This window comes from Micromonospora sp. KLBMP9576 (assembly GCF_050941805.1).
In the GTDB taxonomy this organism is placed as follows: domain Bacteria; phylum Actinomycetota; class Actinomycetes; order Mycobacteriales; family Micromonosporaceae; genus Micromonospora.
Genome location: NZ_CP194567.1, coordinates 4,221,691 through 4,245,624 on the forward strand (window position 1 = coordinate 4,221,691; position 23,934 = coordinate 4,245,624).

Annotated in this window: 18 protein-coding genes, 1 tRNA gene and 4 pseudogenes; 8 read left to right on the forward strand and 15 right to left on the reverse strand. The window is 69.0% G+C overall.

The genetic code is table 11. The features are described 5' to 3' along the window. Positions 1-140 precede the first annotated feature (140 nt). Positions 141-1,607, reverse strand: coding sequence for an endo-1,4-beta-xylanase (locus tag ACQ452_RS18415; RefSeq protein ID WP_433386254.1), 1,467 nt, complete (start codon positions 1,605-1,607; stop codon positions 141-143). Positions 1,608-2,475: 868 nt separating this feature from the next. Here ACQ452_RS18415 and ACQ452_RS18420 point away from each other — a divergent pair. The 3 genes and pseudogenes from ACQ452_RS18420 (at position 2,476) to ACQ452_RS18430 (ending at position 4,329) form a co-directional block, all read left to right on the forward strand. Beyond that, entirely contained in the window at positions 2,476-2,856 is a 381-nt protein-coding gene (locus ACQ452_RS18420; protein WP_433394215.1) for an amidohydrolase family protein, read from the forward strand. A 19-nt stretch (positions 2,857-2,875) separates the two neighbouring features. Next, the gene (locus tag ACQ452_RS18425) at positions 2,876-3,412 is read left to right on the forward strand and encodes a hydroxyisourate hydrolase (protein ID WP_433394217.1); all 537 of its coding nucleotides are present in this window, start codon (positions 2,876-2,878) and stop codon (positions 3,410-3,412) included. After that, a pseudogene (locus tag ACQ452_RS18430) lies at positions 3,412-4,329 on the forward strand (IS256 family transposase). The gene ACQ452_RS18425 and the pseudogene ACQ452_RS18430 overlap by 1 nt, the downstream one beginning before the upstream one ends. Before the next feature lie 244 nt (positions 4,330-4,573). On the opposite strand, the pseudogene ACQ452_RS18435 reads toward ACQ452_RS18430, so the two are convergent. The 6 genes and pseudogenes from ACQ452_RS18435 to ACQ452_RS18460 form a co-directional block, all read right to left on the reverse strand. Continuing rightward, a pseudogene (locus tag ACQ452_RS18435) lies at positions 4,574-4,796 on the reverse strand (IS5/IS1182 family transposase); the annotation flags it as partial. A gap of 378 nt (positions 4,797-5,174) precedes the next feature. Beyond that, the gene (locus tag ACQ452_RS18440) at positions 5,175-6,074 is read right to left on the reverse strand and encodes a 2-hydroxyacid dehydrogenase (RefSeq protein WP_433386255.1); all 900 of its coding nucleotides are present in this window, start codon (positions 6,072-6,074) and stop codon (positions 5,175-5,177) included. Between the two features lie 201 nt (positions 6,075-6,275). Beyond that, positions 6,276-6,479 carry an IS3 family transposase gene (locus ACQ452_RS18445; protein ID WP_433386256.1) on the reverse strand — a complete coding sequence of 68 codons (204 nt, stop codon included), beginning with the start codon at positions 6,477-6,479 and terminating at the stop codon, positions 6,276-6,278. Continuing rightward, on the reverse strand, positions 6,398-6,682 hold the full coding sequence (locus ACQ452_RS18450) for a DDE-type integrase/transposase/recombinase (protein ID WP_433386257.1): 285 nt from the start codon (positions 6,680-6,682) through the stop codon (positions 6,398-6,400). Before ACQ452_RS18450 ends, ACQ452_RS18445 begins: the two co-directional genes overlap by 82 nt. Beyond that, positions 6,640-6,903 (reverse strand): DDE-type integrase/transposase/recombinase, encoded by a 264-nt coding sequence (locus ACQ452_RS18455; RefSeq protein WP_433386258.1) that lies wholly within the window; start codon positions 6,901-6,903, stop codon positions 6,640-6,642. Before ACQ452_RS18455 ends, ACQ452_RS18450 begins: the two co-directional genes overlap by 43 nt. 1,118 nt (positions 6,904-8,021) lie before the next feature. Then, a pseudogene (locus ACQ452_RS18460) lies at positions 8,022-8,114 on the reverse strand (IS5/IS1182 family transposase); the annotation flags it as partial. A 395-nt stretch (positions 8,115-8,509) separates the two neighbouring features. On the opposite strand from ACQ452_RS18460, the gene ACQ452_RS18465 reads away from it, so the two are divergent. Further along, positions 8,510-9,115: a hypothetical protein gene (locus ACQ452_RS18465; protein ID WP_433386259.1), complete on the forward strand. Its 606-nt coding sequence runs from the start codon at positions 8,510-8,512 to the stop codon at positions 9,113-9,115. Between the two features lie 70 nt (positions 9,116-9,185). Here the strand turns inward: ACQ452_RS18465 and ACQ452_RS18470 are convergent, their stop codons facing one another. The 7 genes from ACQ452_RS18470 to ACQ452_RS18500 all read right to left on the reverse strand — a co-directional run bounded on the left by ACQ452_RS18470 (position 9,186) and on the right by ACQ452_RS18500 (position 16,737). Continuing rightward, on the reverse strand, positions 9,186-10,460 hold the full coding sequence (locus ACQ452_RS18470) for a rod shape-determining protein MreC (RefSeq protein ID WP_433386260.1): 1,275 nt from the start codon (positions 10,458-10,460) through the stop codon (positions 9,186-9,188). After that, positions 10,453-10,974, reverse strand: a complete 522-nt coding sequence (locus tag ACQ452_RS18475) for a SigE family RNA polymerase sigma factor (RefSeq protein WP_433386261.1) — start codon at positions 10,972-10,974, stop codon at positions 10,453-10,455. The genes ACQ452_RS18470 and ACQ452_RS18475 overlap by 8 nt, the downstream gene beginning before the upstream one ends. A 272-nt stretch (positions 10,975-11,246) precedes the next feature. Next, entirely contained in the window at positions 11,247-12,425 is a 1,179-nt protein-coding gene (locus ACQ452_RS18480; RefSeq protein WP_433386262.1) for a TIGR02679 domain-containing protein, read from the reverse strand. Between the two features lie 6 nt (positions 12,426-12,431). Beyond that, positions 12,432-13,571 carry an SbcC/MukB-like Walker B domain-containing protein gene (locus tag ACQ452_RS18485; RefSeq protein ID WP_433386263.1) on the reverse strand — a complete coding sequence of 380 codons (1,140 nt, stop codon included), beginning with the start codon at positions 13,569-13,571 and terminating at the stop codon, positions 12,432-12,434. Between the two features lie 1,132 nt (positions 13,572-14,703). Continuing rightward, positions 14,704-14,991, reverse strand: a complete 288-nt coding sequence (locus tag ACQ452_RS18490) for a DUF7660 family protein (RefSeq protein WP_433386264.1) — start codon at positions 14,989-14,991, stop codon at positions 14,704-14,706. Between the two features lie 47 nt (positions 14,992-15,038). Next, positions 15,039-16,058 carry a tyrosine-type recombinase/integrase gene (locus tag ACQ452_RS18495; protein ID WP_433386265.1) on the reverse strand — a complete coding sequence of 340 codons (1,020 nt, stop codon included), beginning with the start codon at positions 16,056-16,058 and terminating at the stop codon, positions 15,039-15,041. Between the two features lie 595 nt (positions 16,059-16,653). Beyond that, a tRNA-Leu gene (locus tag ACQ452_RS18500) sits at positions 16,654-16,737 on the reverse strand. Positions 16,738-16,958: 221 nt separating this feature from the next. On the opposite strand from ACQ452_RS18500, the pseudogene ACQ452_RS18505 reads away from it, so the two are divergent. Further along, positions 16,959-17,420 (forward strand): annotated as a pseudogene (locus tag ACQ452_RS18505) (tetratricopeptide repeat protein); the annotation flags it as partial. Between the two features lie 1,046 nt (positions 17,421-18,466). On the opposite strand, the gene ACQ452_RS18510 reads toward ACQ452_RS18505, so the two are convergent. Continuing rightward, entirely contained in the window at positions 18,467-19,339 is an 873-nt protein-coding gene (locus ACQ452_RS18510) for a hypothetical protein (RefSeq protein ID WP_433394493.1), read from the reverse strand. Here ACQ452_RS18510 and ACQ452_RS18515 point away from each other — a divergent pair. From ACQ452_RS18515 to ACQ452_RS18525, 3 genes are all read left to right on the forward strand, one after another. Beyond that, on the forward strand, positions 19,338-20,111 hold the full coding sequence (locus ACQ452_RS18515) for a fibronectin type III domain-containing protein (protein WP_433394219.1): 774 nt from the start codon (positions 19,338-19,340) through the stop codon (positions 20,109-20,111). The genes ACQ452_RS18510 and ACQ452_RS18515 overlap by 2 nt on opposite strands. Positions 20,112-20,266: 155 nt before the next feature. Then, a complete protein-coding gene (locus tag ACQ452_RS18520) occupies positions 20,267-22,900 on the forward strand; it encodes a fibronectin type III domain-containing protein (protein WP_433386266.1) in 2,634 nt (877 codons plus the stop codon). Positions 22,901-22,928: 28 nt separating this feature from the next. After that, complete coding sequence (locus ACQ452_RS18525) at positions 22,929-23,924, forward strand: AAA family ATPase (RefSeq protein ID WP_433386268.1); 996 nt, start codon at positions 22,929-22,931, stop codon at positions 23,922-23,924. Positions 23,925-23,934 lie beyond the last annotated feature (10 nt).

Consider the following 23,934-nt stretch of genomic DNA (forward strand, 5'->3'; position numbering starts at 1 on the left):
CCTGGCGTGCGTGCCGACGTCCAGCGTCAGCACGGTGTTCGTCGTACGAGCGCGATGCGGCCACCGGCGCACGTCCTTGGCCGGCTGCCCGCCTGCGGTGGTGCGAACGGATGCCGCCCGCGCACCGGACGGAGGACCAGCTACCCGATGCGGATCAGTTGCCACTGCTGGTTGTTGCCGCCCCAGTCGGTGTACTGGACGACGTTCGCCCCGTCGGCGGTGGACCCACCCTGCACCTCCACGGCCTTGCCGCTGTTACGGTTGATCACGCGCACGTAACCCCCGGCTGATTCGGCGAGCCGGAACTGCTGGTTCGTGCCGTTGCCGTCGCTCCACTGCACGATCGCCGCGGCGTCGGAGGTGGAGAAGTTGTAGACATCCAGCACCTTGCCGGAATGCCGGGACTTCAACCGGTAGTAGCCGCCACCCGAGTCCACGAACTGCCACTGCTGCTGGTTGCCGTTGTTCCGCGCCCACTGCGTGATCCGCGCACCGTCATTGGTCGCGAGGTTGTACACATCCAACGCCTTGCCACTGTTCCGATTCAGCAGCACATACCAGGCACTGGTGTCCACCGGAAAGCCCGGTGGCGGCGTGGTGGGTGGGCTGCCGCCCTCGTTCAGGGCGTTGAGGACGGAGGTGTACGCCGGCTTCTTGTCGCCCGATCGATCGAAGAGCAGGGCGTCGTCGGTGCCGCGCCAGGAGTCGCTGTCCCGCACACCCCACACGGTGATGCCGTTGCAGCGCGAGACAGCCAGACAGGCGCGCGTGACTGCGGCGTAGATGTTGGCCTGGTTGGAGCCTTTCATGACGTCGAGCTCGGTGATCTGCACGTCGACCCCGAGGTCGGCGAAGCGCTGCAGATTGGCCTGGTAGTCACCCGGGAGCGAGGTGCCCAGGTGGGACTGGAAGCCGACACAGTCGATCGGCACGCCCCGGGACTTGAAGTCCCGCACCATGTTGTAGATACCGGTCGACTTCGCATTGACGCCGTCGGTGTTGTAGTCGTTGTAGCACAACTTCGCGCCGGGATCGGCCGCCCTGGCGGCGCGGAACGCCGCCTCGATCCAGTCGTTGCCCGTGCGCTGCAGGTTGGAGTCACGCCGACCGCCGCTGCCACCGTCGGCGAACGCCTCGTTCACCACGTCCCAGGAGTGGATCTGGCCTCGGAAATGGGTGGCGACCTGGGTGACATGGTTGATCGCGGCGTTGCGCAACGCGCTACCGGAGAGGCTCTGCGCCCAACCCGGCTGCTGCGCGTGCCAGAGCAGGGCGTGACCCCGCACGCTCATGCCGTTGGCCCGAGCGTGACTGACGAGACGATCACCGCCCGTGTAGCTGAACCGACCCTGTTGCGGCTCGGTGGCGTCCCACTTCATCTCGTTCTCGGCGACAACGCTGTTGAACTCGCGGTTGAGAATGCCAACGTACTGGCTGTCGGAGAGCTTGCTCGTCGCGACGGCCGCGCCATAGTAGCGACCCTTCTCGGCGGCGGACGCTTTCAGGGTCGTCCCGGCACTGGCCGTCGGGGCCAGCGCCACCGTCATACCCGCAGTCAGCGCGACGGCGAGGGCCATCGTCGACAGCAGGGTTCTCTTGGATCTCATGACGTTCCTTCCCAGTCTGGGAATCCGGTGATGATGTGCCAATTCGCTCAGGCAAGCCGGTCCGGAACGGCGGGCGCGGCTCGCTGACGGTCAGTGAGGTGGAGGCACCGACACGCGAGTCCGGTCGCTGTCGCCAGCGGATGTCCTGAGGCGACGTCCGCATGCCCTGGGGGACGTCATGATCGCGAGGTCGACCAGCGAGGGCTCGCCCGGTAAGCCACAGGTGCCGTCATCCTCGACATCGAGGGTGAGCGATAACATCACGTTCGTCAAGACGTAACGAATCATCTATTTCCAGGCCCCAGAACGCACCCATCCATCAGAGCGGCCCAGCCGCTCGGCCGCCCCTGCCTCACGAAATGCTCGGCGAGCCGGATCGGATCGCTACCGAAGGCGCGACCAGCTGCGGTCCTGTTATCGCTCACAGCCTCACGGGCAGAGCGCACCCAGTGCAAGCGACGGCCGTCAATCACCGAGCCCTCGACACCGCCACTTCACGGCGGCCGACGCCAGCTACAACGTGCGGTTCAACCCCATCGAGGACGTCCGCCGCCGGCACCCGCTGTTGACACGGGTAGACCTCCGGACCGTCGACGCGCACACCTCCGCGCCCGCCCCACGCCAAATACCCAACCGGAGGACCCGACCACGAAGTTGCACCGGGACGTGGTGGGCAGCTGGTTCACGTCGCACCTGAACGAGAACGTCGACGAGGTCGCCACGGTCCGGCGACTGTCCGGCACGGCCAACCGCCTGGACTGTTACGACCGGCACGGGCTGGTTGGCCGACAGAGCGTCTTCGCGCACAACGTACATTCGATCGGCACCGAGCTGAGCGACTGGCCGAGACCCTGCCCAGCGTTGCGCACTGCCCAACGAGCAACGCGGCGCTGGGCAGCGGCATGTTCCCGCTCAACCGCCACCTCGCCCATGGCGCGCTCGTGGCACTCGGTGGCGATGGGGATGCGGGAACCGGCTCTCACTTCTGAAGGAAGGGTTGCAGACGTACCTTCTGCGACGCCTGCACGGAGCGGAGGGCGTGCCACTCACCGCGGCGCACCTGTTGTACCTGGCCACGACAGCGGGGGCGCAGGCTCTGGGCCTGCGGGACCAGGTCGGCGACCTGAGCGTCGGCAGGCGGTTCGACGCGATCTGGATACGGCCCGGCAACCGAACGCCGGTAGCGCTCACCGAACTGGCCGAGATCAACCGCCTGCGGCTGGGCAAACTCCTGCGATCGGAGGGCTGATGAGCCTGTTGACTCACGTATTGGACATCACCACAGGCCTCCCGCGCCGGAACTCGCGGTCGTCGTCGAGCGCTGTCATGGCGACGCGTGGCAGCACCTCGCCCGGGCCTGCACCGACGCCGACGGGCGCGTCGGCGAGCTGTACACACCCCATGCGGACGTACGCCGTCTGCGTATCGACACTGGGCGGTACTTCGTCGATCGCGGCGTCCACACCTCCTACCCCGAGGTCGTGGTCACCTTCTCGCTGCCCTTGCCTGGGCCCTCGGCCGCTTCACACGGAATACGACCTTTGATCTCGCGTTCGTCGCGGCTCTGTCGTGGACGCTCGGCGTGCTGCTCAGCGGCGGCGCAAGCCGCTACCTCGTTCCCGGGCGACGAGCGTCCACGCGGCGACACGGACCGTCATCCGGAGACCGAGCAGTCACCCCAGCGATCTGGCAGCGCCTGCGGTTGCCACCCAACAAACGTCTGTGGGTGGCAGGGGCACTGTGGATCTAACGGTGTTTCCGGCCTGACCCGCCGGGCGTTATGCCTGGTGAGGAGGGTGCCGTGATGACCGCGACACTGAACGACCAGACCGGACGTAAGAAGCGACCCGAGCCTTCGGCGGAGGCGAAGGCCGCTGCGGACCTGGTCCGGGCTGCCAAGGAGCAAGGGCTGTCCCTGACCGGCCCGGACGGGCTGCTCAAGCAGCTGACCAAGACGGTCCTGGAGACCGCGTTGAACGAGGAGATGACTGAACACCTGGGCTACGAGAAACATGAGTCAGCTGGGGTGGAGTCGGGCAATATCCGCAACGGCACTCGCTCGAAGACGGTGTTGACCGACGCGTCGGGGCCGGTGCAGATCGACGTGCCGCGAGATCGGGCTGGCACGTTCGAGCCTCAGATCGTCAAGAAGCGGCAGCGCCGGTTGTCGGGGGTCGACGAGGTCGTGTTGTCGTTGTATGCCAAGGGTTTGACGACCGGGGAGATCAGCGCTCACTTCGCGGAGATCTACGGGGCCTCGGTCAGCAAGGAGACCATCTCGCGGATCACCGACAAGGTGATCGAGGAGATGACCGACTGGTCGCATCGGCCCTCGATGAGATCTACGCGGCGGTGTTCATCGACGCCATCGTGGTCAAGGTCCGTGACGGACAGGTCGCGAACCGGCCGTTCTACGCCGCGATCGGAGTCACCCTCGACGGCGACAAGGACATCCTCGGGTTGTGGGCCGGCAGCGGAGATCCGCACCGTCATCTGCTCCACCAACGCGATCGAGTCCCTCAACGCCCGCTACCGGCGGGCGGTCAAGGCCCGCGGCCACTTCCCCAACGAGCTGGCCGCGCTGAAGTGTCTGTACCTGGTGACCCGGTCCCTGGACCCCACCGGAGCAGGCAGAACCCGATGGACGATGCGCTGGAAACCCGCGTTGAACGCCTTCGCCATCACCTTCAGCGACCGCTTCCCAGCCGCTGAAACCTACTAACAAGATCGCCGGAAACACCGTTAGCGAGACAGCCCCCGACGATGCCCCCGATGTCGGCAATGCGCGGGTGTATGGCGAGTCGGTCGGGGCGGTCTCGGCGTGCGGGACGCGCCGTCTCGACGGGTCCCTCGTTGATCTCATGCCGTCCGATGCTAGGAGTGGCGGCGGCCTGGGCTGATACCTCCTACTACCGGAACTGAGGTACAGCCAGCTGTAGTTTCGCCGCGGTCCGCACTTAGAACTCCTAACTCTTTGAGCGTTGGAGTCGGCGCCAGCAGATGACGGCGCAGGCGAGGGTAAGGAACGCTTCGTGGATGTCGTCGCGGATCTCCCAGCGGATTCGGAAGGCGCCGGAACCAGTGCAGCAGGGCGATGGTCTGCACGACGACCCAGCGTCGAGTGCCGAGTCCAGAGCCGTGCACGATGCCGCGTCGGGCGATGACAGGTGTGATACCGCGCGTGCGGAGCTCGGCGATCGGCTGGCTGCACGACCTCACGGCACTCACCGACGACAGCACAGATCCGTCCCAGTGGCAGCCCCGACCTGATGGCGAGCGCTCTGCACGAGTTCTTTCAGCGAGGCACCGGCGTAGTGCGACCGGCCAGCATCACGATCTGGCCTGCCGCCTGGACCGATCCCAGCGTCAATTTGCACGCATGCTTCGTCACCAGAGGAAGCCTCGCTTCGAACACCAGCTGCCCCAGCGCGCCGATGCATACACCCGGGTCTGACCTTTCAAGCCTGGGTCACTGTTTCGACCGGCCCGTCCGCCCTGGGCTGAAGCATCAGCGGTACGTGCCCGTGGGCGAGGGTCGCCGCTACCTCGGACGTCTGCAGTGGGCGATCATGGCGCGACGACAACGTTCGCGAGTGGTTCGCCCGCTGCGTGCCGCCGGACCTGGTTGACCAACAAGCGGCGAGCCCGGGGTGACAACGCAGCGGTCAGGCCGCCGACGTGCGGGCTGATAAGGACATTCGGCGCGGACCACAGCGGGTGACCAGCGGGCAGCGGCTCGGGCTCCGTAACGTCCAAGGCGGCGTGCATCCGGCCTTTGCTGAGTTCGGTGAGCAGCGCGTCGGTGTCCACCACTCGGCCCCTTGACACGTTTACCAGCAGGGCCCCGTCGGCCATCTTGGCTAGGAAGTCCGAGTTCACCATGCCTTCGGTTTCCGGGGTTAGCGGTGCGGCAAGGATGACGACGTCCGCGTGCGGCAGCATGTCCGCGATCTCCGAGATCGGCCGGACCCCAGGGCGGGCAGTCCGGGCCACCCGGCTGACGGCTACCTCGAACCCGGCGAGCCGGCGTTCGATCGCGGCGCCGATCGAGCCGTAGCCGACGATGAGGACTCGGGCGTCAGCTAGTCCACGCGACCAGCACGGGTCCCAGCGGCCCTCGTCGCCCGCCCGAACGAGTTGCGGCAGTCCGCGCCGGGCGGCGAGCGTAAGCGCCACGGCGAGTTCGGCGGTAGCCGCATCGTGAACGCCCCGGCCGTTGGCCAGGGTCAGACCAGGCCGCAGGAATGGCAGGACGTGGTCGTAACCAGCGGTCACTGCCTGCACAACGTTGAGCCGAGGCATCCGAGTGATCGGCTCACACAGGCGCGGATCGATGATCCCGTACGGCACTGCGTACAACTCGACGTCGTCCAGGTTCTCTGGGAGGGGTTGCGTGCCGTCGTAAAGCCCGACGTCAAGATCGCTGAGGTCGGCCACGGCGTCGGGGTGAGGCAGCAGGTAACGCATGCCGATCATCATGCCTCGGCGGACAGTCGGATGTCCGGGAGCACAGCGGCCGACATCCGTTCATCGGCACGAACGTGCGCAGGATCACTGAGCCGGGTCACGCGAAAGGTTGCAACAGCCCTGCGGTCGACGCGCATGCCCGATGGCACGTCTTACAACTCCTAACTCTTTGTCAATCCCCTGTAATCGTGGAGGATTCGGTTATGCGGCCTGGTCCTCCAGGGCGCGGATAGCCGATCGCTCGTAGTCGATCGGTGCGCGTCCGCCGCAGACGGAATGGCGGCGTCGGCGGTTGTAGAAGTCGGTGATCCAGGTGGCGATCTTCAGCCGGGCCTCGGTGCGCGTGCGGAACTGGTGACGGTGAACGTACTCGACCTTGATGGTGGAGAAGGTGGCCTCGGCCACGGCGTTGTCGAAGCACGAGCCGACCCGACCCGACCCATCGACTGGCGCACCTTCCACCGGGCGCACGCCCTGGCGAAGTCAGCCGAGGTGTACTCGCTGCCCCGGTCCGAGCGGAAGATCACTCCGGCGACGTCCCCGCCACGGGTGACCGCGGCCATGTTCAACACGGCGACGACCAGGCCGGCGTCGTGGTGCTCGCCCATGGCGTAGCCGAGGACCGCCGCGAGTACAGGTCGATGACCGTGGCGAGGTAGAGCTTGCCCTCACCGGTGACGATCTCGGTCATGTCGCCGCACCAGGCCACGTCCGGCGCGGGCGCGGTGAAGTTCCGCTTGATCAGATCGGGGGCGGCCGGCCGCTTGCCCTGCCGAGTCAGGCCACGCCGGCGTCGTTTCGCTCTGGCGACGAGTCCCCGCTCGGCCATGAGCGCAGCACCACAACCCAAGCAATCATCACCGAGTGCGACGCCAAACTGGAGCGCTACCGCGCCGCCCTCGACGCTGGCGCCGACCCGGCCGTGGTCACCGCCTGGATCGCGCAGACCCAAGCCGAACGCGCCCGCGCGGAAACCGAACTACGCGCCATCGCGCGCACCACCCCGCGCCGGATGAGCCAAGGAGAGATCACAACCCTGGTGACCGCGCTCGGCGACATCACCACCGTGCTCCGTAACGCCGACCCAGCCGACAAAGCCGAGGTCTACCGACAACTCGGCCTCCGACTGAACTACCAGCCGGAAACGCAAACGGTGCGCGCTGAAGTCGATCTCAGCGCACACCGTGGGGTTATCGTTTGTGTCCGAGGGGGGATTCGTACACGAATTTGCGGCACCCATGCTCAGCATGGGTGCTCATGCCGTAATCCTACAGTAGTCAGCGGGCACTGTGGAGAATTAGCCGGCGGTCGGAGTGGGCAGGACTCCCGATTACTCATTTCTTGACGAAGCATTGAATGTCTGCCAGTTAAGCTTCTCCCGCCTTGATGGAGCGGCGGTTATCTGCCGCCGCCGTGACGGCTTGCTCCGTCAGCCGTTCCTCAACGTACCGATCATCGGTGTGATCCCGGAGCGGGAGACGCTCACGGACGTAACGCCGAACGCGGCACTCGTCGATCTGCCCAGCAATCCGGACGCCCTGCTGGAGAAGCTCTACCGGGAGCGCGACGAGCGTGGCAGAGGCAACAGCCGCGACGGTGCGGCGTTTACCGCAATCGGCGACATCCTGCGCGAGTCACTGGTACCGCCACAGACGGCTGCCGCGCTCTACCAGGCCACGGCGAAGATTCCGGGGGTCGAGGTGGTTCGCGGGGTCACGGACGCGGCCGGGCGGCGGGGGGGGCTGCCGCGTACACCGAGCGGAGCCGGCGCAAAGAGTGGATCTTCGATGAACATACGTACGAATACCTCGGTGAGCGCAGTTACCTCGTGGCGGACACCGCCGACGGGCCTGCGGGGACGGTGCTGGGCACGACTGCGGTGCAGCAGCGAGCTGTGGTGTCGAACCTCGGACAGCGCCCAGAGAGGTAGCTGCCAAGCAACCGGCAGGATCGATGCTGATTGTGGTGCTGGCGGACGAGGTTGGCAAGGTGGTTCAGGGCGCGGCTGGACAGCGAGATCGTGGAAGGAAAAGACAGCACAGCAAGGCTCCCGGTCCGGGCATCGGATCTTGGTCGACTGCTGCCCTACCCGGAGCCTCACCCTCATCGACCTCCGGGCTCGCCGCACCCGCCCTGAACTGCCGGCTCAACTTGGAAAAGGCTCAATGATCCCGGGCAGGTCGACGTCAACGAAATCGTGCCAGCCGACCGCCGAGCTGTTCGCGCAGGCATTCCTCGCGTTGACACGCTTGCCGGAGCCGCCTCCCGAGCCGACCCCCACGCAAAGATTTCTGGCCATACCACACGTTCGCCGGACGCGCTGACCCGATGCTGGTGAAAAGTCGCACAAATATAGATAATAGTCATTCTTGCGGCAATGGCCCGATTGATGACAGGGTCAGGCCATCACACAAACCGCACGGGAGGATCACAGAGTGTCACACTCGTTGATGAAGCGGTCTCTTGGCACCGTCGCTGCCGCGGCCACAGGGTTGCTGCTGTTGGCTGCTCCGGCTCAAGCGGCACCTAAAACCGAGGCCGCCGGCGGCGAGCCGGCGAAACCCACGGCCAGTGCCGCCGAGATCGAGGCGAACAATGCCGCCGTGTGGGCGTCGCTGCCGCCGAACGTGACCATGAAGGTTGTCGGGAAGATGCCCAAGCTTCAGGGCCCGACCGACCACTACACTCAGAACGGCCCTACGGTCACGACGGGAATGACTCCTTTCGCGGTGGCCACAATTCCGTTCTCCTTTACCTTTGATGGAGCGTGGAGCCTGGACGGCCGAGACTTCAAGTCCACGCAGACGAGCTTCTGCAAGGACATTGAAGCCACGTGGGATTACCCCCAGGGGTCGCATCACCAGTTTAAGGTTAGCCTTTCAGCGGGCGGGACCATCACCGTTCCCACTGACGGCGTAACGCGCACCTGGTGCTGGTCGAGCGTTCCGACGAACACAACTATGCACTTCACCTACTTCTCTACGGGCAACTCCGGCGGTGACATCGCAAAGGCTTCCGGCAGCGGCTCGGTCCACTACTGATCTACAGGCCTGTTGAGGATGGCGCGGAGGCGAGTCGCCTCCGCGCCATCCTTGCGTCGGCGGGTCGCCGTCAAGGGGCGGATGGCGTCATGATCGACAATCTGGTCAGGTTGGCAAGGTCGGCTGTCGGCGTAAGTTCCACCGTGGTCGCGCCTGCCGCCTTGTCCGCAGACGCTCGCCCGATCGTGACAGCGCCAACCTGGCTGCTCTGCTGGGACGGATCTGGCATCAAGACACGGTTGGTCTGGTAGATCTCACCGTCTGCGGGAACGCCTTCCATGACCAGCTTTCCGCCGGTGCCGCGTACGGAACCCGGAACATTACTGATATTCGTGTGCACCTGGCCGGTGAAGCCGGTGCTGGTGATGAGGTCGACAGTGGCTTCGCCGCGGACGGTATCGACTGCCGTTACGCGTCCGACCAAACCTTCGGCGACAACAGCTAGTTGCCCTCGCTGGACTCCCTGATCCTTCGGAAACGCCACGATAATCTGTTGGCCGTTCCTGCGGAGCACCTCAGCGGGTACGGCCCGCGCGTCGCCGTCCACGCCGTCCTCACCAGGTACCTCGAACACCTTCGTGAGGCTGGCGAACGGCCGCTTCGGCTTGGTGAACCCCGCGATCGTCGTCGTCTGCGCGGTCGCAGTGAGCGGGAATCGTTTTACCACAAGACGACTGGTGGATCCCTCCGGTTCTTGGAACATTTCATTATCGACTGCGGTATTCGACACCCGCACCGCTGTCACGCCTGGCATGGCGATGGCGATGGCGTAGGTGCCCGCAGGGTCATTACTGACCTCGCCGGCGGCTCCGGACAACCGTGGACTGACCAGGCTTATCGCCTGAGTCTTCACCGGGTCGGGCGCCGGCCGATCAACCCGCATCCGCAAGGCGTCCGCCGCATCAAGATCACCGGTGAAGAACGCCAACCGCGCGTTGCCCTGCTTGTCGTATCCCTGCAGGACGACCACCGTCGAGCGCAGGCGTGGATGGCGCGTCGCGACAAGGGCCCGAACATCAGTGTGCGGGCCTGCCGAGTTGGTGCGGTCCCAGACGCTGGTGGCCTCATGTACCAGGTCAGCGTCCAGGTCTCCCACCGGGGACCAGCCTAGAAACGGGCCGTCCGGCGGCGGTGCAGCGAGTTGCGGTGCGGGCCCGAATCCGACAACCCGAACCATCGTGACCAGCACCGCCACGCATACCGCAGCCGCAGCTCCAGCGGCGATACGCCGCCGCCCGCGACGCCGCTCTGCCCGCCGCATGATCTTGCCTTCATAGCCCTCGGTCGGTGCCACCGACTCGGCCAGATCTGCCAGGCCGTCACGCAACTCGGTCGTGTCACGCATAGCGCACCTCTTGATCAGCAACAGCGTCGGCCTCAACCCACTGCTTACGCAGAGTCTGCAGACCCCTTGAAGAAAGACTCTTGACCGTGCCAACCGAACAACCCAGCACGTGCGCCGTGTCCTGCTCGGACAGGTCCTCGTAGAAGCGCAGCACGACGGCGGCACGCTGGCGTGCTGGCAGCCCGTCCAACGCCCGGCGGAGAAGGTCCCGCTGTTCCACCCCCACGTACTCGTCGCGCGCCTGACTCTCCACCAGCCGACCCAAAGGCTGCTCCCACCAGGATCGGCGCCGCCTCCAGGACACGAAAGTATTGACTAGGATGCGCCGAACGTAGTGATCGACGCCTTCCGAGCGTTGCAGCCGAGGCCACGCCACAACCGTCTTGGCCAACGTCGTCTGGACCAGATCCTCGGCTTTCCCTCGGTCTCCGCACAGCAGGAAGGCGGTCCGGAGCAGCGATCCGTAACGCGCCCGCACAAAGGCTGTCACCTCCTTGTCCTCGCGATCATGCATCAGCCACCCGCACCCTCGGTTTCAATCTCACGGCCACTACTTACGCTCTCGACCCCAGCAAACGTTGCCGTGACTCCGGAACTTCTTGACGATCGATTGTCTCGACCCGCGGGTTGGTGAGGGTGACGACCAGCCCGGCTCCTCGGTCAGCTCACGGGCGCAACCCGCCGCAGACGCTGGCTGGGCACCGACCGATACCGCCGCACTGGCCGACTCACGGAGTCCGCGAGCGAGGAGTTAAGCGTCCGCCATCGCACTGCTGAGCTGAGGCGCTACTGGAGAATGCGGTGCAGCAGGACGTCGTGTTCCTGGTAGATCGCCGGTGTGTCAGCCTGCGTGGCAGGTGCGGACGCGACGGCTGGTGGCCGCTGCTGGGCTTGCTGGACGGTGTCAGCGTCCATAGCAATGAGTTCAGCGCCGTAGGTATCGGCGACGATGGCGGCGATGTGCTGGCCGGCGTGGTCGATGTCGCCGGCGTATCGCACGCGAACGCCGTGGTGGACGGCGAGGCGGAACAGGGTGTGGTCGACGGCGCGAAGTTGTCCGCTGGTGCAGGCCAGCGGCTGGGGTGAGCCGTTGAGGTATGCGACTTCCAGCACCGACGGGTTCTCTACGACGGTGAGAACTTGCGGGCCGAGGGTTGGCGGCTCCTGCAGGAGGTCGAGCAGGGTGAGGGCGACGGGGGTGCTGCTGTCGCGTAGCCGCCGGTCGATGGGACCGTCACCGGTGGTGTGGACGTTGAACAGCAGCACGGTGGCCGACAACCGGTCGGCCACGATGCCGGATTCGGCCAGCAGCGCCCGTACGAGGTCGGGTCGGGCTGGTACGGCTTGGCCGGTGTGTTCGGCGATCGCGGCAACGAGGCGTCTACCGGCGAGCCGGTCCAGGTCGAAGTAGTGCGGATCGCCGACGGTGTCGTGGGCCAGTTTCGCCAGCGGCTTCGGCGGGGTCACGGGCAGCTGTTTCAAAACCGCAGCCAGGGCGGCGATGGTGGTGCGGATGTCGGTGTCGTCTTCACCGAGGCCTGCGGTGCGCATGCGGGTGATCAGCTGAGAGAGCCCGGGAAGCTGGTCGGCGGCGTACTGCCAGAGCTGTTCGCGGTGGGCGGCGGCGGTGCGCGCTGTGGCGCTGCGGTCGATGATCGGGGCGTCGATGGCGAGTTCCACGATCGTAACGAGTTGGTCAGGGGTGAGGTCGAGGACGGTGAGCAGATCGCGGACGGGCACGGTGATCGTGTCGACGGTGACGGTGACGGCTGAGGTTCTGCGGCGGCGCCGGGTGGTGGTGTCAAGCCAGGTTCGCAGTTGGGCGAGGCCGGCGTGGTTCATGTCGGTGACGCGAACGGTGGTGAGTGTTTCGGGGGTGGTGCCGGCGCACAGCCGGTCGTGGATCGCCTGCCAGAGAGGGTGCAGGTCGGTGTCGGCGGCGAGGTAGGTCAATTCGGTGGGCACCGTGGGTCAGCTCTCGGTTCGGGTGGCTGGTAGCGGCAGGGTGACGGGGGTGGCTTCGCCAGCGCCGTTCCACAGCCAGGGGATGGTGACGCGATGACGGCCGGCGGTGGTGATGACTTCGTGGATGACGACGTCGCGGGATTCGCGTTTGATCAGTGGGGCGATCGACGGGGTGGTGGCGAGCACGTCGAAATTCCAGGTGCGCAGCAGGGCCAGGACCTGCCGCAGGTTCTTGTCGTCGAAGGCGGCGTCGATCTCGTCGATGGTCAGCAGGCGAGGGCCCTGGTAGTTGGTGCCGGAGTACATGGACCAGGCAGCGGCGAGCAGCGGCAGCATGGTGGCCAGACGTGATTCGCCGGTGGACAGGCTCTTGAGCGGGTTGGAGCGGGCGTTGACGGGTTTGAACTGGTCGACGCCGAAGCTGCTATGGGTGACGCTGATGTGCCACTCGTGCCAGGAGCGGTAGTCGAAGGTGTGGGCAACGCGGTCGGTCCAGGTTTCATCGCCGGCTTCTTCCATCCGGCGGCGCAGGACGTCGTACATCGACTCGAAGACCTCGTCGGAGGGCGGGGCGGTGAGCAGGTCGACCATCTGGCGGGCATTGTCGTCCTCGCGGACTTTCCAGTCGACTTGCACGCCGACGCGGGCGACCCCAGTGCGTACGTTCTGCAGGGTTGTGCGGATCTGGCGCACTAGCTCTTGGGCGGCTTCGCGGCGTTGCTGGATGTCGCGGCGCAGCTGGATGAATGTCGAGGTTTTGAGGATGCCTTTGATGTCGTGACGGAGGTCGGCTTCCAGGCCCGCGACGGTGGTGCGCAGGGTAGCGGTGGCGTGGCGCAGGTCGTCGCCGACGGCGGCGTTGGGGGCGGCGAGGGTGACGCGGCGCCAGTCGGTGTTCTCCAGGGTGGTGATGTCGAGTTGCTGGTCGAACGCGGCGAGGGCCTGGTTGACGGTGCGCGTGGTGTTTTCGAGCTGGCGCAGCATGCGGTCGCGGTTGCCGATGAGAGTATCCAGGCGGGTGGTTCCCTGTCGTTGTGCCAGGATTCGGCGGGCCCAGCTCAGCGCGGCGGTGATATTGGCGGGGGTGCCGTCGGGCTCGTGCGCGATGTCGTCCGGGACGTCGATGGCAACTGTCCTGAAACGCATCGTCAGCGCCCACCAGACCGAGTCATAAGCCGGCTCAGCGAAAGCACGGGCGCTCTCATCGGCTAAATCCGGACACCGCTGTCCCCGCTTGCGGTGACCTAGGGTAGTCGCGGATGCTTGCAGCCTGCCTTGCAGGCGTACCGACGCCGAAGGCGTCTGCTACACAGGATGAGAACGGCTCGGTTTCGACCGCGAGCACATCCGAGGCTGGCCGTCCGACAATAGACCGCTGACCAACGGAAGGTTATGGCTGGCGCCCAACCACGGGATAATCATCGCCATGCTCCGCGAATTCACCAACGCCGACCAACTCAACCTTGTTGGGGACGGCCTTGCCGTCGGCTGCCCGACCTAGGCGTCACCGCCATCACCACGAATACTCAGGCGCTAGACCAGAGCTTCCGGCACGCTTGGCGCAGCTTCCCGCCGGCGGCCAAACTCTTCCCGCACATCAAGGCCAGCCTCGCTTACTGCGAAGTCCAGGGGATCCTCCGAGACAGCCCGCGGCGTAAGTGGTCGAAGGTGGAATGGCATCAGAGCATGGCTGGTGGGACCGCACCTCCGTGCGTCGTACGACGACATTGACGAGGTAGCCGAATCGATCGTTGACCTGGACGGTATCCCGAGGGATCAATGGCTTCGACTGGCGCACCCCTTCATCGACAGGCTGGGCGAAGAGTGCGTCCGCCGAACGGCTGAGTGCGTGGGCGCCAGCTTCGCTCATCGGGGCTACTCGCGGCGTTGCCGGGCACCCGCCCATGGGCAAGCAGCCCGAAAGCTATCAAGAGGCAGAGTGGCCGTCCACATTGACCTGCGCGTCGCCCGGTGGCGTCTGTGCTGCCTGAAGGCGGCGCGGTGAGCCCGATGTGAGCCCGGACGCCTACGGATTGAGCGGCACCACTTAGCATCCACCGGCGCCTACAGGGGTGTCTACCAGGACAGATAGACACCCCTGTGGATTGTCAATCACAGGCAATCATGGCCGGGATCCAACTTCTAATCCCAAGGCCGCAGGCTGCTCCCCGCGTACGCGGGGAGAATCCGGAGGGATCGACTTCGCGAAGCTCACCCCGGCTGCTCCCCGCGCCTGCGGGGCTGATCCCACGACCCGGTCGGCGCTGCTGCCGGACGGCTATTCGCGGCCGGTGGCCATGATGAGGGCCTCGGTGAACTGCTTCCAGGTCGGCTGGTCGGGGAAGTCTTCTCCTCGGTTCAGGTAGAGGCCGGGCAGGGCTTTGAGTGAGGACTCGAGTGCGCCCAGGAAGCGTTCGAGGGTGTGGTTCTCCCACTCGGTGGGGTGGGTGCGCAGGTCGGTGAGCATCCGGCCGACGATGTCGGCGGCGTCGGTGTGCGTGGTGACGTGGCTGACCTCGTCGGGACGGATGTTGGTGAATCTGCCGGTCTCGTAGGGGCTGCTCATCGGGTCATCGTGCCTGTTCTGTTGGGGAGACCTGTTCCGGGCCCGCTTCACGCCAACGGGTGCGGCTCACCGGTAAGTGCCGCGAGTGCGGCGGCGACTTCATGGACTGTCGCTCGGACGTAGGTAGCGGTCGTGCCGGTGTCGCCACCGCTGCCCGAGTGACCGGCATATGCACGGGCGATGGCGTAGCCGAAATTCCGTTCCACCCACGTCAACGTGGTATGCCGCAGCCAGTGCGTACTGATCTGCTGGGCGTGCACCCACGGCAGGCGCTCACCGATGCGCACCCACAGGTGGTCATATCGCCGGTAGGTGATGGGTTGCCCGCTGCGATATCGGAACAGTGGCCCTGCCTCGGTGGCATGCCGCTGCTCCGCATGCCGCTGCAGGTACCGCATGAGCGTCGGCGACACCGGCTGCCACCGCACCGTCTCGCCCTTCTCCCGCAACATGATCAGACATTGATCCCGGTCCAGATCCACTGGCCTTAACGCCAGCGCCCCACCCCGACGGCACGCTGTCTCGATGTGCAACCGCAGCAGCAGACTGTCCAACGCTGGATCATCACCCGTGGACGCCGCCACCTCATTGATCTCCGCCAGCCGGCTGTCGGCCAACGCCCGCCGCGTACTCGGCAACCGCCGCGGCTTCGCCACCTTCAACGCGGGATTGTCCGCCTCCGTGATAAGGCCGTCAGCGACCGCCCGCCGGTACAGACAACGCAACGCCGCGATCAGATGCTCCGCCGCACTGCGCCCACCCCGCGCGTTACGCCGAGCCACCACATGCGCCTTGACATACTCCGCCAACCGCTCGATCTCCGACGGCGTCGGCTCATCGATACGCCGCTGACCCCACTGCTCAACCACACGCTTCCAGTACGAGCCGTACGCCCGCCGCGTGCCGACCGTGACCGCAGCCGCCACCACCGGCACGTACTCCGCGAACGTCGGCACCGCTGGGCGATCCGACGCCGCCCCCACCAGATCCGCCGGCGAGATCCCCATCCGCGCCAGCAACAACCGCGCGGCATCCAACTCCGCCCTGCCTGCCATCGCCGCGCTCATGCGTCATCACCACCCAACACCGCACGCTGAGCTTGGGCGACCATGTCGTCCAAGGCCGTCGGCGGATACACCACGAGCAGGTCTGCAACAGGATCGGCGGTCAACAAGGCCCGATCCCCAGCTACAAGCCCACACCAGTGCCGCACCGCAGCCGGCAGCAACAGGTGTCCCTGACCGGTGAGAGCGAAAACTCCACCGAGATCCCGACGCACGACAATGACGCCAGCTCTCTCGCGGATCTCCAGTCGGGCACCCGGCTCCCAAGCCAGGGCACGGACGATGCCTTGATCACGGATTCGGCCGCTGGCATCGACCGCCGCTAGGCGGTACACCTTGGCCTCGGTCCGCTGCTGCGCGACCGCTGGCATCGGTAACGGAGCCCGTCGCAGGGGTGCGTGTGAGTCACGAGGGTTGCTTCGCCCACGGTCCGGCAGAAGAACCGGGGGAACGACGGAAGCCAGAGAGGGATCAGCCACAGCGACCACCACCGTCGACCGACACAGGGTCGGCGAGGTTGGTCCGGAAGATCAGATCCACGTGGTCAAGGAGACTTGACCACCAGTACGTAAGAGACGGCATGGATGCCGCAAATTTGTGTCCGAGGGGGGACTTGAACCCCCACGCCCTATACGGGCACTAGCACCTCAAGCTAGCGCGTCTGCCATTCCGCCACCCGGACCTGCTCGTACAGCCTACCGTGTCGACCGAGGTGACCTCTCCACCGCCGGCCGCCCTGGTGGGCCGCACGGGGAGTTACTGTACACGCCCCGGATGGATCATGCACATCGGCTTCCGACGGGTGGTCGAGGCAGCTCACCGGGGGGCCGCGACCCGCGTGAACCGCAGTCAACCGGCGGACCTGGGTAGCGTCCGACGGGTCTCACGCGGCAGCATGGCCACGTGTCACAACCCTCTCCCCTGGCCGCCGTGCAGCACCGGGCCCTCGCCCATCGCGCCGCGGGCGATCTCACCTCCGCCCGTCGGCTGCTCACCGACGCCGTCGGTTCCGCGCGGCCGCCGTACGGTAAGGATCATCCGGATGTGCTGAGTTCCGCCCATCTGCTGGCCCGACTGCATCGGGAGGCGGACGACCCGGGCGCCGCCCGGCGGGTGCTGGAGGAGGCGTTCGCCGCCGGCGAACGGCTCTGGCCGACCTCCGATCCACTGATGCTGGCGCTCTCCTTCGAACTGGCCGCGGTGGCCGACGAACTGGGCAACCGCCACGAGGCCCGGCGCAACTACGCCCGCGTCGCCTCCCTCGGGCCCGCCGTGCTCGGCGTCGACCACCCGGCGGTACGCACCGCACGGCAGTATCTCGGCGATGCCGCTCCCCCGCCCGCCCCTGGTGGCGCGCGGCCGGGCATGGCGGCGCTTTCCGAGCCGACGATGTCGCTGGCGGTCCTCTCCACCGCCTGGCGACCGCACGAGCCGGGCGCGGTCGGCCCGGTGCAGCCGCCGGCCGCGCAGCCGACGCCGCCGCACGTCGCAAGTGGCCCGCCGGCGTCCCCGTACGCTCCGCCGATCCCGCCTCCCCCGCCCGTTCCGGGTGCACGCGGGGTGGGGCGTGCCGCCCCCGTGCCACCGGCACCGCGTGTCGCGCCGCCCCCCGCCCCGTATCAGCCCCACCCGGCCGGCCACGTGCCGCAGGTACCACCCGCGCCGGCGCAGCCGTACCCCGCGCAATCACAGCCGTACCCCGCACCGCCGCAGGCCGCCCAGCCGCCGCAGGCCGCGCAGGTACCGCCCCCGCCGCCGGTCCCCGGTGGGCCACGCCAGGCGTGGGCACCGCCGGTGCCGCCCCAGGTGCCGGCACAGCCCCAGGCCGCCCAGGCGCCGGCGCCGCACAGCGGTGGGTGGGGACGAGCCGACCCGTACGCGGCGGCGCCGCAGCGGATCCCGCCGCCGCCACCGATCCCGCCGCCGCCGGTCGTGCCCGCGCCCTCGGGGCAGGGCCGCGCCTCGGTGCCCCCGCCACCGGTGATGCCACCGCCCTCGGCCGCCGCCCCGGCACCACCGCCACCCGCCCCCGCGGTGCCCGTACCGCCGCCTCCGGTCGTCCCGTCGCAACGGTCCGGGCCCGTTTCCCCGCAATCCCCCTGGGGTCCCCCACCCGGTGCGACCCGACCACCCGCGACGGGGACCGCGCCGGCGCCGCAGGGCCCGCTGCGCCCCACCCCGGCGGCGGGGAGCGCTCCGGTCGTGCCGGCCCCGAGGACGGCCCCGCCGACGCCTACCCCACCGGTGTCGGTTCCGCCGGCACCGGAGGCTGCGGTGTCGGCTCCGCCGGCCGCGACGGCGAGTACGGCACCACCCGTCCCGCCGATCGGCCGGCACGCGTCCACGGCACCTGCGGAGAAGCCCTGGGGGCCGCCGCCGGCCGCTGAGACGCCGCCCGTCGCCGTCCCGCATCACGCCGCCGCGCCCGCGACACCGTCGGTCGCCGGCCCGCCCGGGACGGCTGCGCGTGCGGCGGGTACGGCGACGCGGGCCGAGCCGTCCGCGCCCGCCGTCGAGGCGCCAGGGCCGTCCCGGCCCGCCCCCGAGGGCGCACACTCATCGACCCCGAGCACCGGGGCACCGCCGCAGTCGGACGAAGCACCCCTGTCGAATGCAGCACCGCTGCCGGACGCAACGCCGCCCTCGGAGGCAAGGACGCCCTCGGAGCCAAGGACGCCCTCGGAGCCAAGGACGCCCTCGGAGGCAACGCCACAGCCGGAGGCAGCCGGGCAGTCGGAGGCAGCCGGGCAGTCGGAGGCAGCCGGGCAGTCGGAGGCAGCCGGGCGACCGGCGGGGACCCCGCCCGGGTGGGCCAAGCCGACCATCCAGGTCAAGCAGATCGAGTCACTGCTCGCCGAGGAGGCCGCCCGGACCGCCGGCAGGCACGCCGGCCCGAACGCGCCGGCCGGTCCCGCCCGGTCGTCGGGGGCCTCGTCGCCGGACACCACGCCCCCGGCGGCGGCCCACGCGGCCCCACCGGTCAGCGCGCCACCCGCGCCACCCGTGAGCGCGCCACCGGTCAGCGCGCCACCCGCGCCACCGGTCAGCGCGCCACCGACACCACCGGTCAGCGCGCCACCGGCGTACTGGGCGAGCAGTCCGCCCGTCAGCGCACCACCGCGCGGCGCCGTTCCGCCACCGCCGCCGCCGTCGATTCCGCCACCGCCGGTGATGCGACCGCCGGTCAGCGCGCCGCCCGGCCAGCCGCAGCAGTTCAGCGCGCCTCCGCCGCCGGTGAGCGCGCCTCCGGCGGTTGCGGCGGGCGACGCGCCACCGTGGAGCATGTCCGCGCCACCGTGGAGCAGCACGGCACCCCCGCAGGCGTTGACCGGCCCGACGACCGACGACGACGCGCCGGCTGACGTCGAGGACGCGCTGGAGCAGGCGGAACGGGAGCGGGCGGAACTGGCTCAGGCGCTGCCGCAGCCGGCGGAGACGGAGCGGGAGCAGGCGGACGACCTGCCGCCGGCGTACCTCGACATCGACGAGACGTTCCCCATGAAGGCACAGCCCCGCCGGGCGGCAGCCGACCGTCCGCCCCCGCCACCGGCCTTCCCGCCGGCGTCGGCCTTCCCGCCGGCGTCGGCGTACCCCGACGCGGCGGGGTCCCGGGAGGGCGGGCGGAACCGGACGGCGATCGTCGTCGCGGTGGTCGTCGCGGTCCTCGCGGTGGCGGCGCTGGTCGGGGTGGGCGTGCTGGTGCTCAACCGGGACGCGGCGGCGCCGGCCGCGCCGGCGACAGCGACGCCGTCCGCGGCGACCGCCACCGGGCCGCCGCCGGACGGGCTGACGCTCAAGGACGACTCGGCGACGATCACCCTGAACTGGCGGGACCCGGCCGGTGGCGGGGTGCCGTTCATGGTGGCGGGCGGCCGGGTCGGGCAGGCGCTGGGTGTGCTGGCCACGGTGGACCCGGGCCAGACCAGCTACACGGTCAACGGGTTGAGCTCGCGGGTGGACTACTGCTTCACCGTGCTGGCCGTCTATTCGACCGACTCGTTCGCCACCTCCGGGCAGGTGTGCACGAAGCGGGAGGGCGACACGCCGTCGAGCTGACCGGCACGGCGGCGTGGCGCGCACGCTCGGTGTCCACAGGCCGACGGTGCGGGTTCCCCCGCCCCTGACCGGGCCATATGATGGCACCCGGCTCAGGGGAGGGTCGCCGCGCACGGCGTGCCACCTGCCAGGGACGACACGGGAGGCAGCCGGTAGTGGCCACCATCGATGACGCCGGGCAGGCCGGCACCGGTTCCCCGCGACCCCGGCCCCGGCGGATGCGCGGCGGGGCCGTCACCATCGCGACGGTGAGCGCCCTGCTGGCGGCCATGGGGCTCACCGTCCTCGGGCTGGGCGCGGCGGACAACGCGGTGGCCAGCCATGACGCGAGTTCCTGGCTCTGGAGCGCCGCGCGTAGCGAGCTGGCCCGGGTCAACGGGATCACCGCGCGGGTCGACACCCGGGTCGCGGTCCCGGCGGCCCGCCGGCACCCGATGCAGGTCACCCAGACCGACCGGCTGCTGGTCCTGCGGGACCTGAACACCGGCCAGGTCAGCTCGCTGGACCTGGCCACCCTCCAGATCACCGCGACGACCCCCACGACCCCGGGGCTGGGCGTCAACGTCGCCCTGCACGAGGACGCGGCGTTCGTCGTCGACGCCGTGCAGGGCGTCGTCCGGCAGCTCGACCCGCGGTCGCTGACCCCGGTCGGTGAGCCGGTGCGCTACCCGCCGGGCATCACCGGCGGCGCCTTCGACGGCGAGGGGCGCCTCTGGATCGCGGTGCCCAGCGAGGGCACCGTCTCGGCGGTCACCGCCGCGCCGCTGCCCGCCACGCCCGCGTCGGCGGCGCCCGCCGGCGCCGGCCTCAGCCCGAAGAAGGTCGAGACGCACGACGTGGCGGACGCCAGCCACGAACTGGTCGTCTCCACCCTGGACGACGGCGTCGCGGTGCTCGACCGCACGGCCGGGGCGCTGGTCACCGTACAGCGCGGCGAGGTGCGGACCACGCGGCTGACGATGACCGCGCCGGGCGAGCTGCCGGCGCGCACCAGCGGGCCGGACGTGCCGGTGACGGTGCCCGGCGAGCGGCGGGTGCACGTGGTCGACGACGCCGGCGCGGTGCGGGCCTTCGCTGTTCCGGGCACGGGCGACCAGCTCAGCCCGGCCGTGGCGTGGGCGGGCCGATACTACTGCGCCGACGCGGCGTCCGGCACGGTCTACGCCTTCGACTCCGGTGGCCGACTCGTCGACACCATCCGGGGCCGGGGCGCCGGTCCGCTGGAGCTGGAGGTGCGGGAGAACCACCTGTTCATCAACGCCCCCGACGCGGCGACCGCCCGCGTGGTGGACGACCGGCACCAGGTCCGCGAGGTCGACAAGTACGCCAACGACGTGCTCGGTGGCGACCCGCCGCCGGCTCCCCCGCCGCCGCCCCCGCCGAAGAAGCCGAAGGTGGGCAAGCCGGGCGCGGCGCGTAGCGTCACCGCCGCCGCCGGCAACGCCCAGGCCCGGGTGAGCTGGCGGCCGGCCCCCGCCAACGGGGCGGAGATCACGCGGTACGTGGTGCAGGGCGCGGGCCAGCGGGTGGAGGTGGGCGCCAACCAGCGGGCCGTGGAGATCAAGGACCTGAGCAACGGCGAGACCTACCGGTTCTCGGTGCACGCGGTCAACGCGAAGGGCGACGGCCCCGCGCGCAACAGCAACCCGGTGACGCCGACGGCCGCGGTGCCGGATCCGCCGGCCGGCGTCACCGCCCAGGAGCGCCCGGACGGCACGGTGCTGGTGAAGTGGCCGGCCGCCGACGGGCAGGGCAACACGATCGCGAAGTACGCGGTCACGGCCACCTCGGCGGGCGCCAACGCGCCGGCCGGCGAGTCCCGCAGGACCGAACTGGTGGTGCCGGCGGGCGAGCTGGAGTACGGCACGCAGTACGCGTTCACGGTGGTGGCGGTCAACGACCGGGGCGCCGGCTCGGCGGCCTCGCCCGTGAGCAACACCGTCGTGCCGTACGCGGCACCGGACCGCCCGGCGCAGTTGCGGGCGACCACGGTGCCCGACCAGCCGGGAGCCGTCGCGGTGCAGTGGTCCCCGGCGGTGGCGAACGGCCGGCCGGTGACGAAATACCTCGTGGACGTCGGCGGGCGCACCAGCGAGACGACCGACACCCGGACGACGGTGCAGGGGCTGGGCAACGGTCAGAACGTCACGGTGCAGGTGAAGGCGGTCAACGAGGCCGGTCCCGGCCCGGAGGCCACCACCACGGCGCGTACGGTGGCCCAGCCCCGCGTCACCGTGACCGGTTCGTCGGCCAACGCGACGTCGGCGACGGTGACGTTCACCGTGGACGCCGGGGGCGGCAGGGCGACCTGCACGCTGAGCACGGGCGGCGAGCCCGTGAAGGCGGGAAACTGCTCCGCCATCACGATGACGGGCCTGGCCCCCGGCACGAAGTACGCGTTCACGGTGACGGCGAGCAACGCCGCCGGCAAGGGCACCGCCGCGCGCACCCAGGCCACGACCGCCCTCTACGGGATCGCGACGTGCGAGAACGGGCCCGACGACGACCAGCGGACGTACTGCGACTCCGAGGTCGACGGCCGCAACGGCAACGAGGTCTTCTCCGTGCCCCGACAGGACAACGACCGGCAGGTCGGCTGGGCGAAGCCCGGCACCCGGTTGAAGGCGCACTGCAAGAAGTCGGGCGAGAACGTCGACTCCTGGATCTACAACGACCAGAAGCAGAGCAACTGGTGGGTGCGGGTCGACTTCAAGGGCAAGAACTACATCCCCTGGGCCTGGCTCAACCTGGAGGGCGGCGACGACATCAAGGCCCTGCCCACCTGCTGACCCACCCCAGGCGAGGAGCACCACCGCAGTGAACACCGCAGAACCGCTCAGCCAGCCGGAGGTGCAGGGCTTCGCCGCCCTCGCCGCCCGGCTCGCGGAGAACGTCAACTCGGTGGTGCTGGGCAAGCCGCAGGTGGTCCGGCTGGCGCTGACGGCGCTCTTCGCCCAGGGGCACGTGCTGCTGGAGGACGTGCCGGGCGTGGGTAAGACCACCCTGGCCCGGGCCATCGCCGCCACCGTCAAGGGGCAGTGGCGGCGCATCCAGTTCACGCCCGACCTGCTCCCGTCCGACGTGTCCGGCGTGACGATCTTCAACCAGGCCACCCGGGGCTTCGAGTTCCATCCGGGGCCGGTGTTCGCCAACATCGTCATCGCCGACGAGATCAACCGGGCGTCGCCGAAGACCCAGTCGGCGCTGCTGGAGGTGATGGAGGAGCGCACCGTCACCGTCGACGGGGTCCGGCACCCGGTGCCGCAGCCGTTCCTGGTGGTGGCCACCCAGAACCCGGTGGAGATGGACGGCACCTACCGGCTGCCCGAGGCCCAGCTCGACCGGTTCCTGGTGAAGCTCTCCGTCGGCTATCCCGACGAGGCCGTCGAGGTGGAGGTGCTGCGCGGGGCGACGGTCCGCTCCCCCGAGGCGCTCACCGCCGTCACCGACACGGACACCCTCGGGGAGATGGTCCGGATGGCCCGCCGGGTGCACATCGCCGAGCCGCTCTACGCGTACGCGGTGCGGCTCGCCGCGGCCACCCGTACCCATCCGCAGGTGCGGGTGGGCGTCAGCCCCCGGGGCGTGATCGCGCTGACCCGGGCGGCGTGCGCGTACGCGCTGACCGACGGGCGGGGCTGGATCATGCCGGAGGACCTGAAGTCCCTGACCGGGCCGGTCTTCGCGCACCGGCTGCTGCTCACCCCCGACGCGCAGGTGCGTGGGGTGACGGCCGCCGAGGTGCTGCGCCAGGCGGTCGCCTCGGTGCCGGTGCCGCTCCCCTCGGGCCAGCCGGCCCCGGTCCAGGGCTGACCGGCGACGC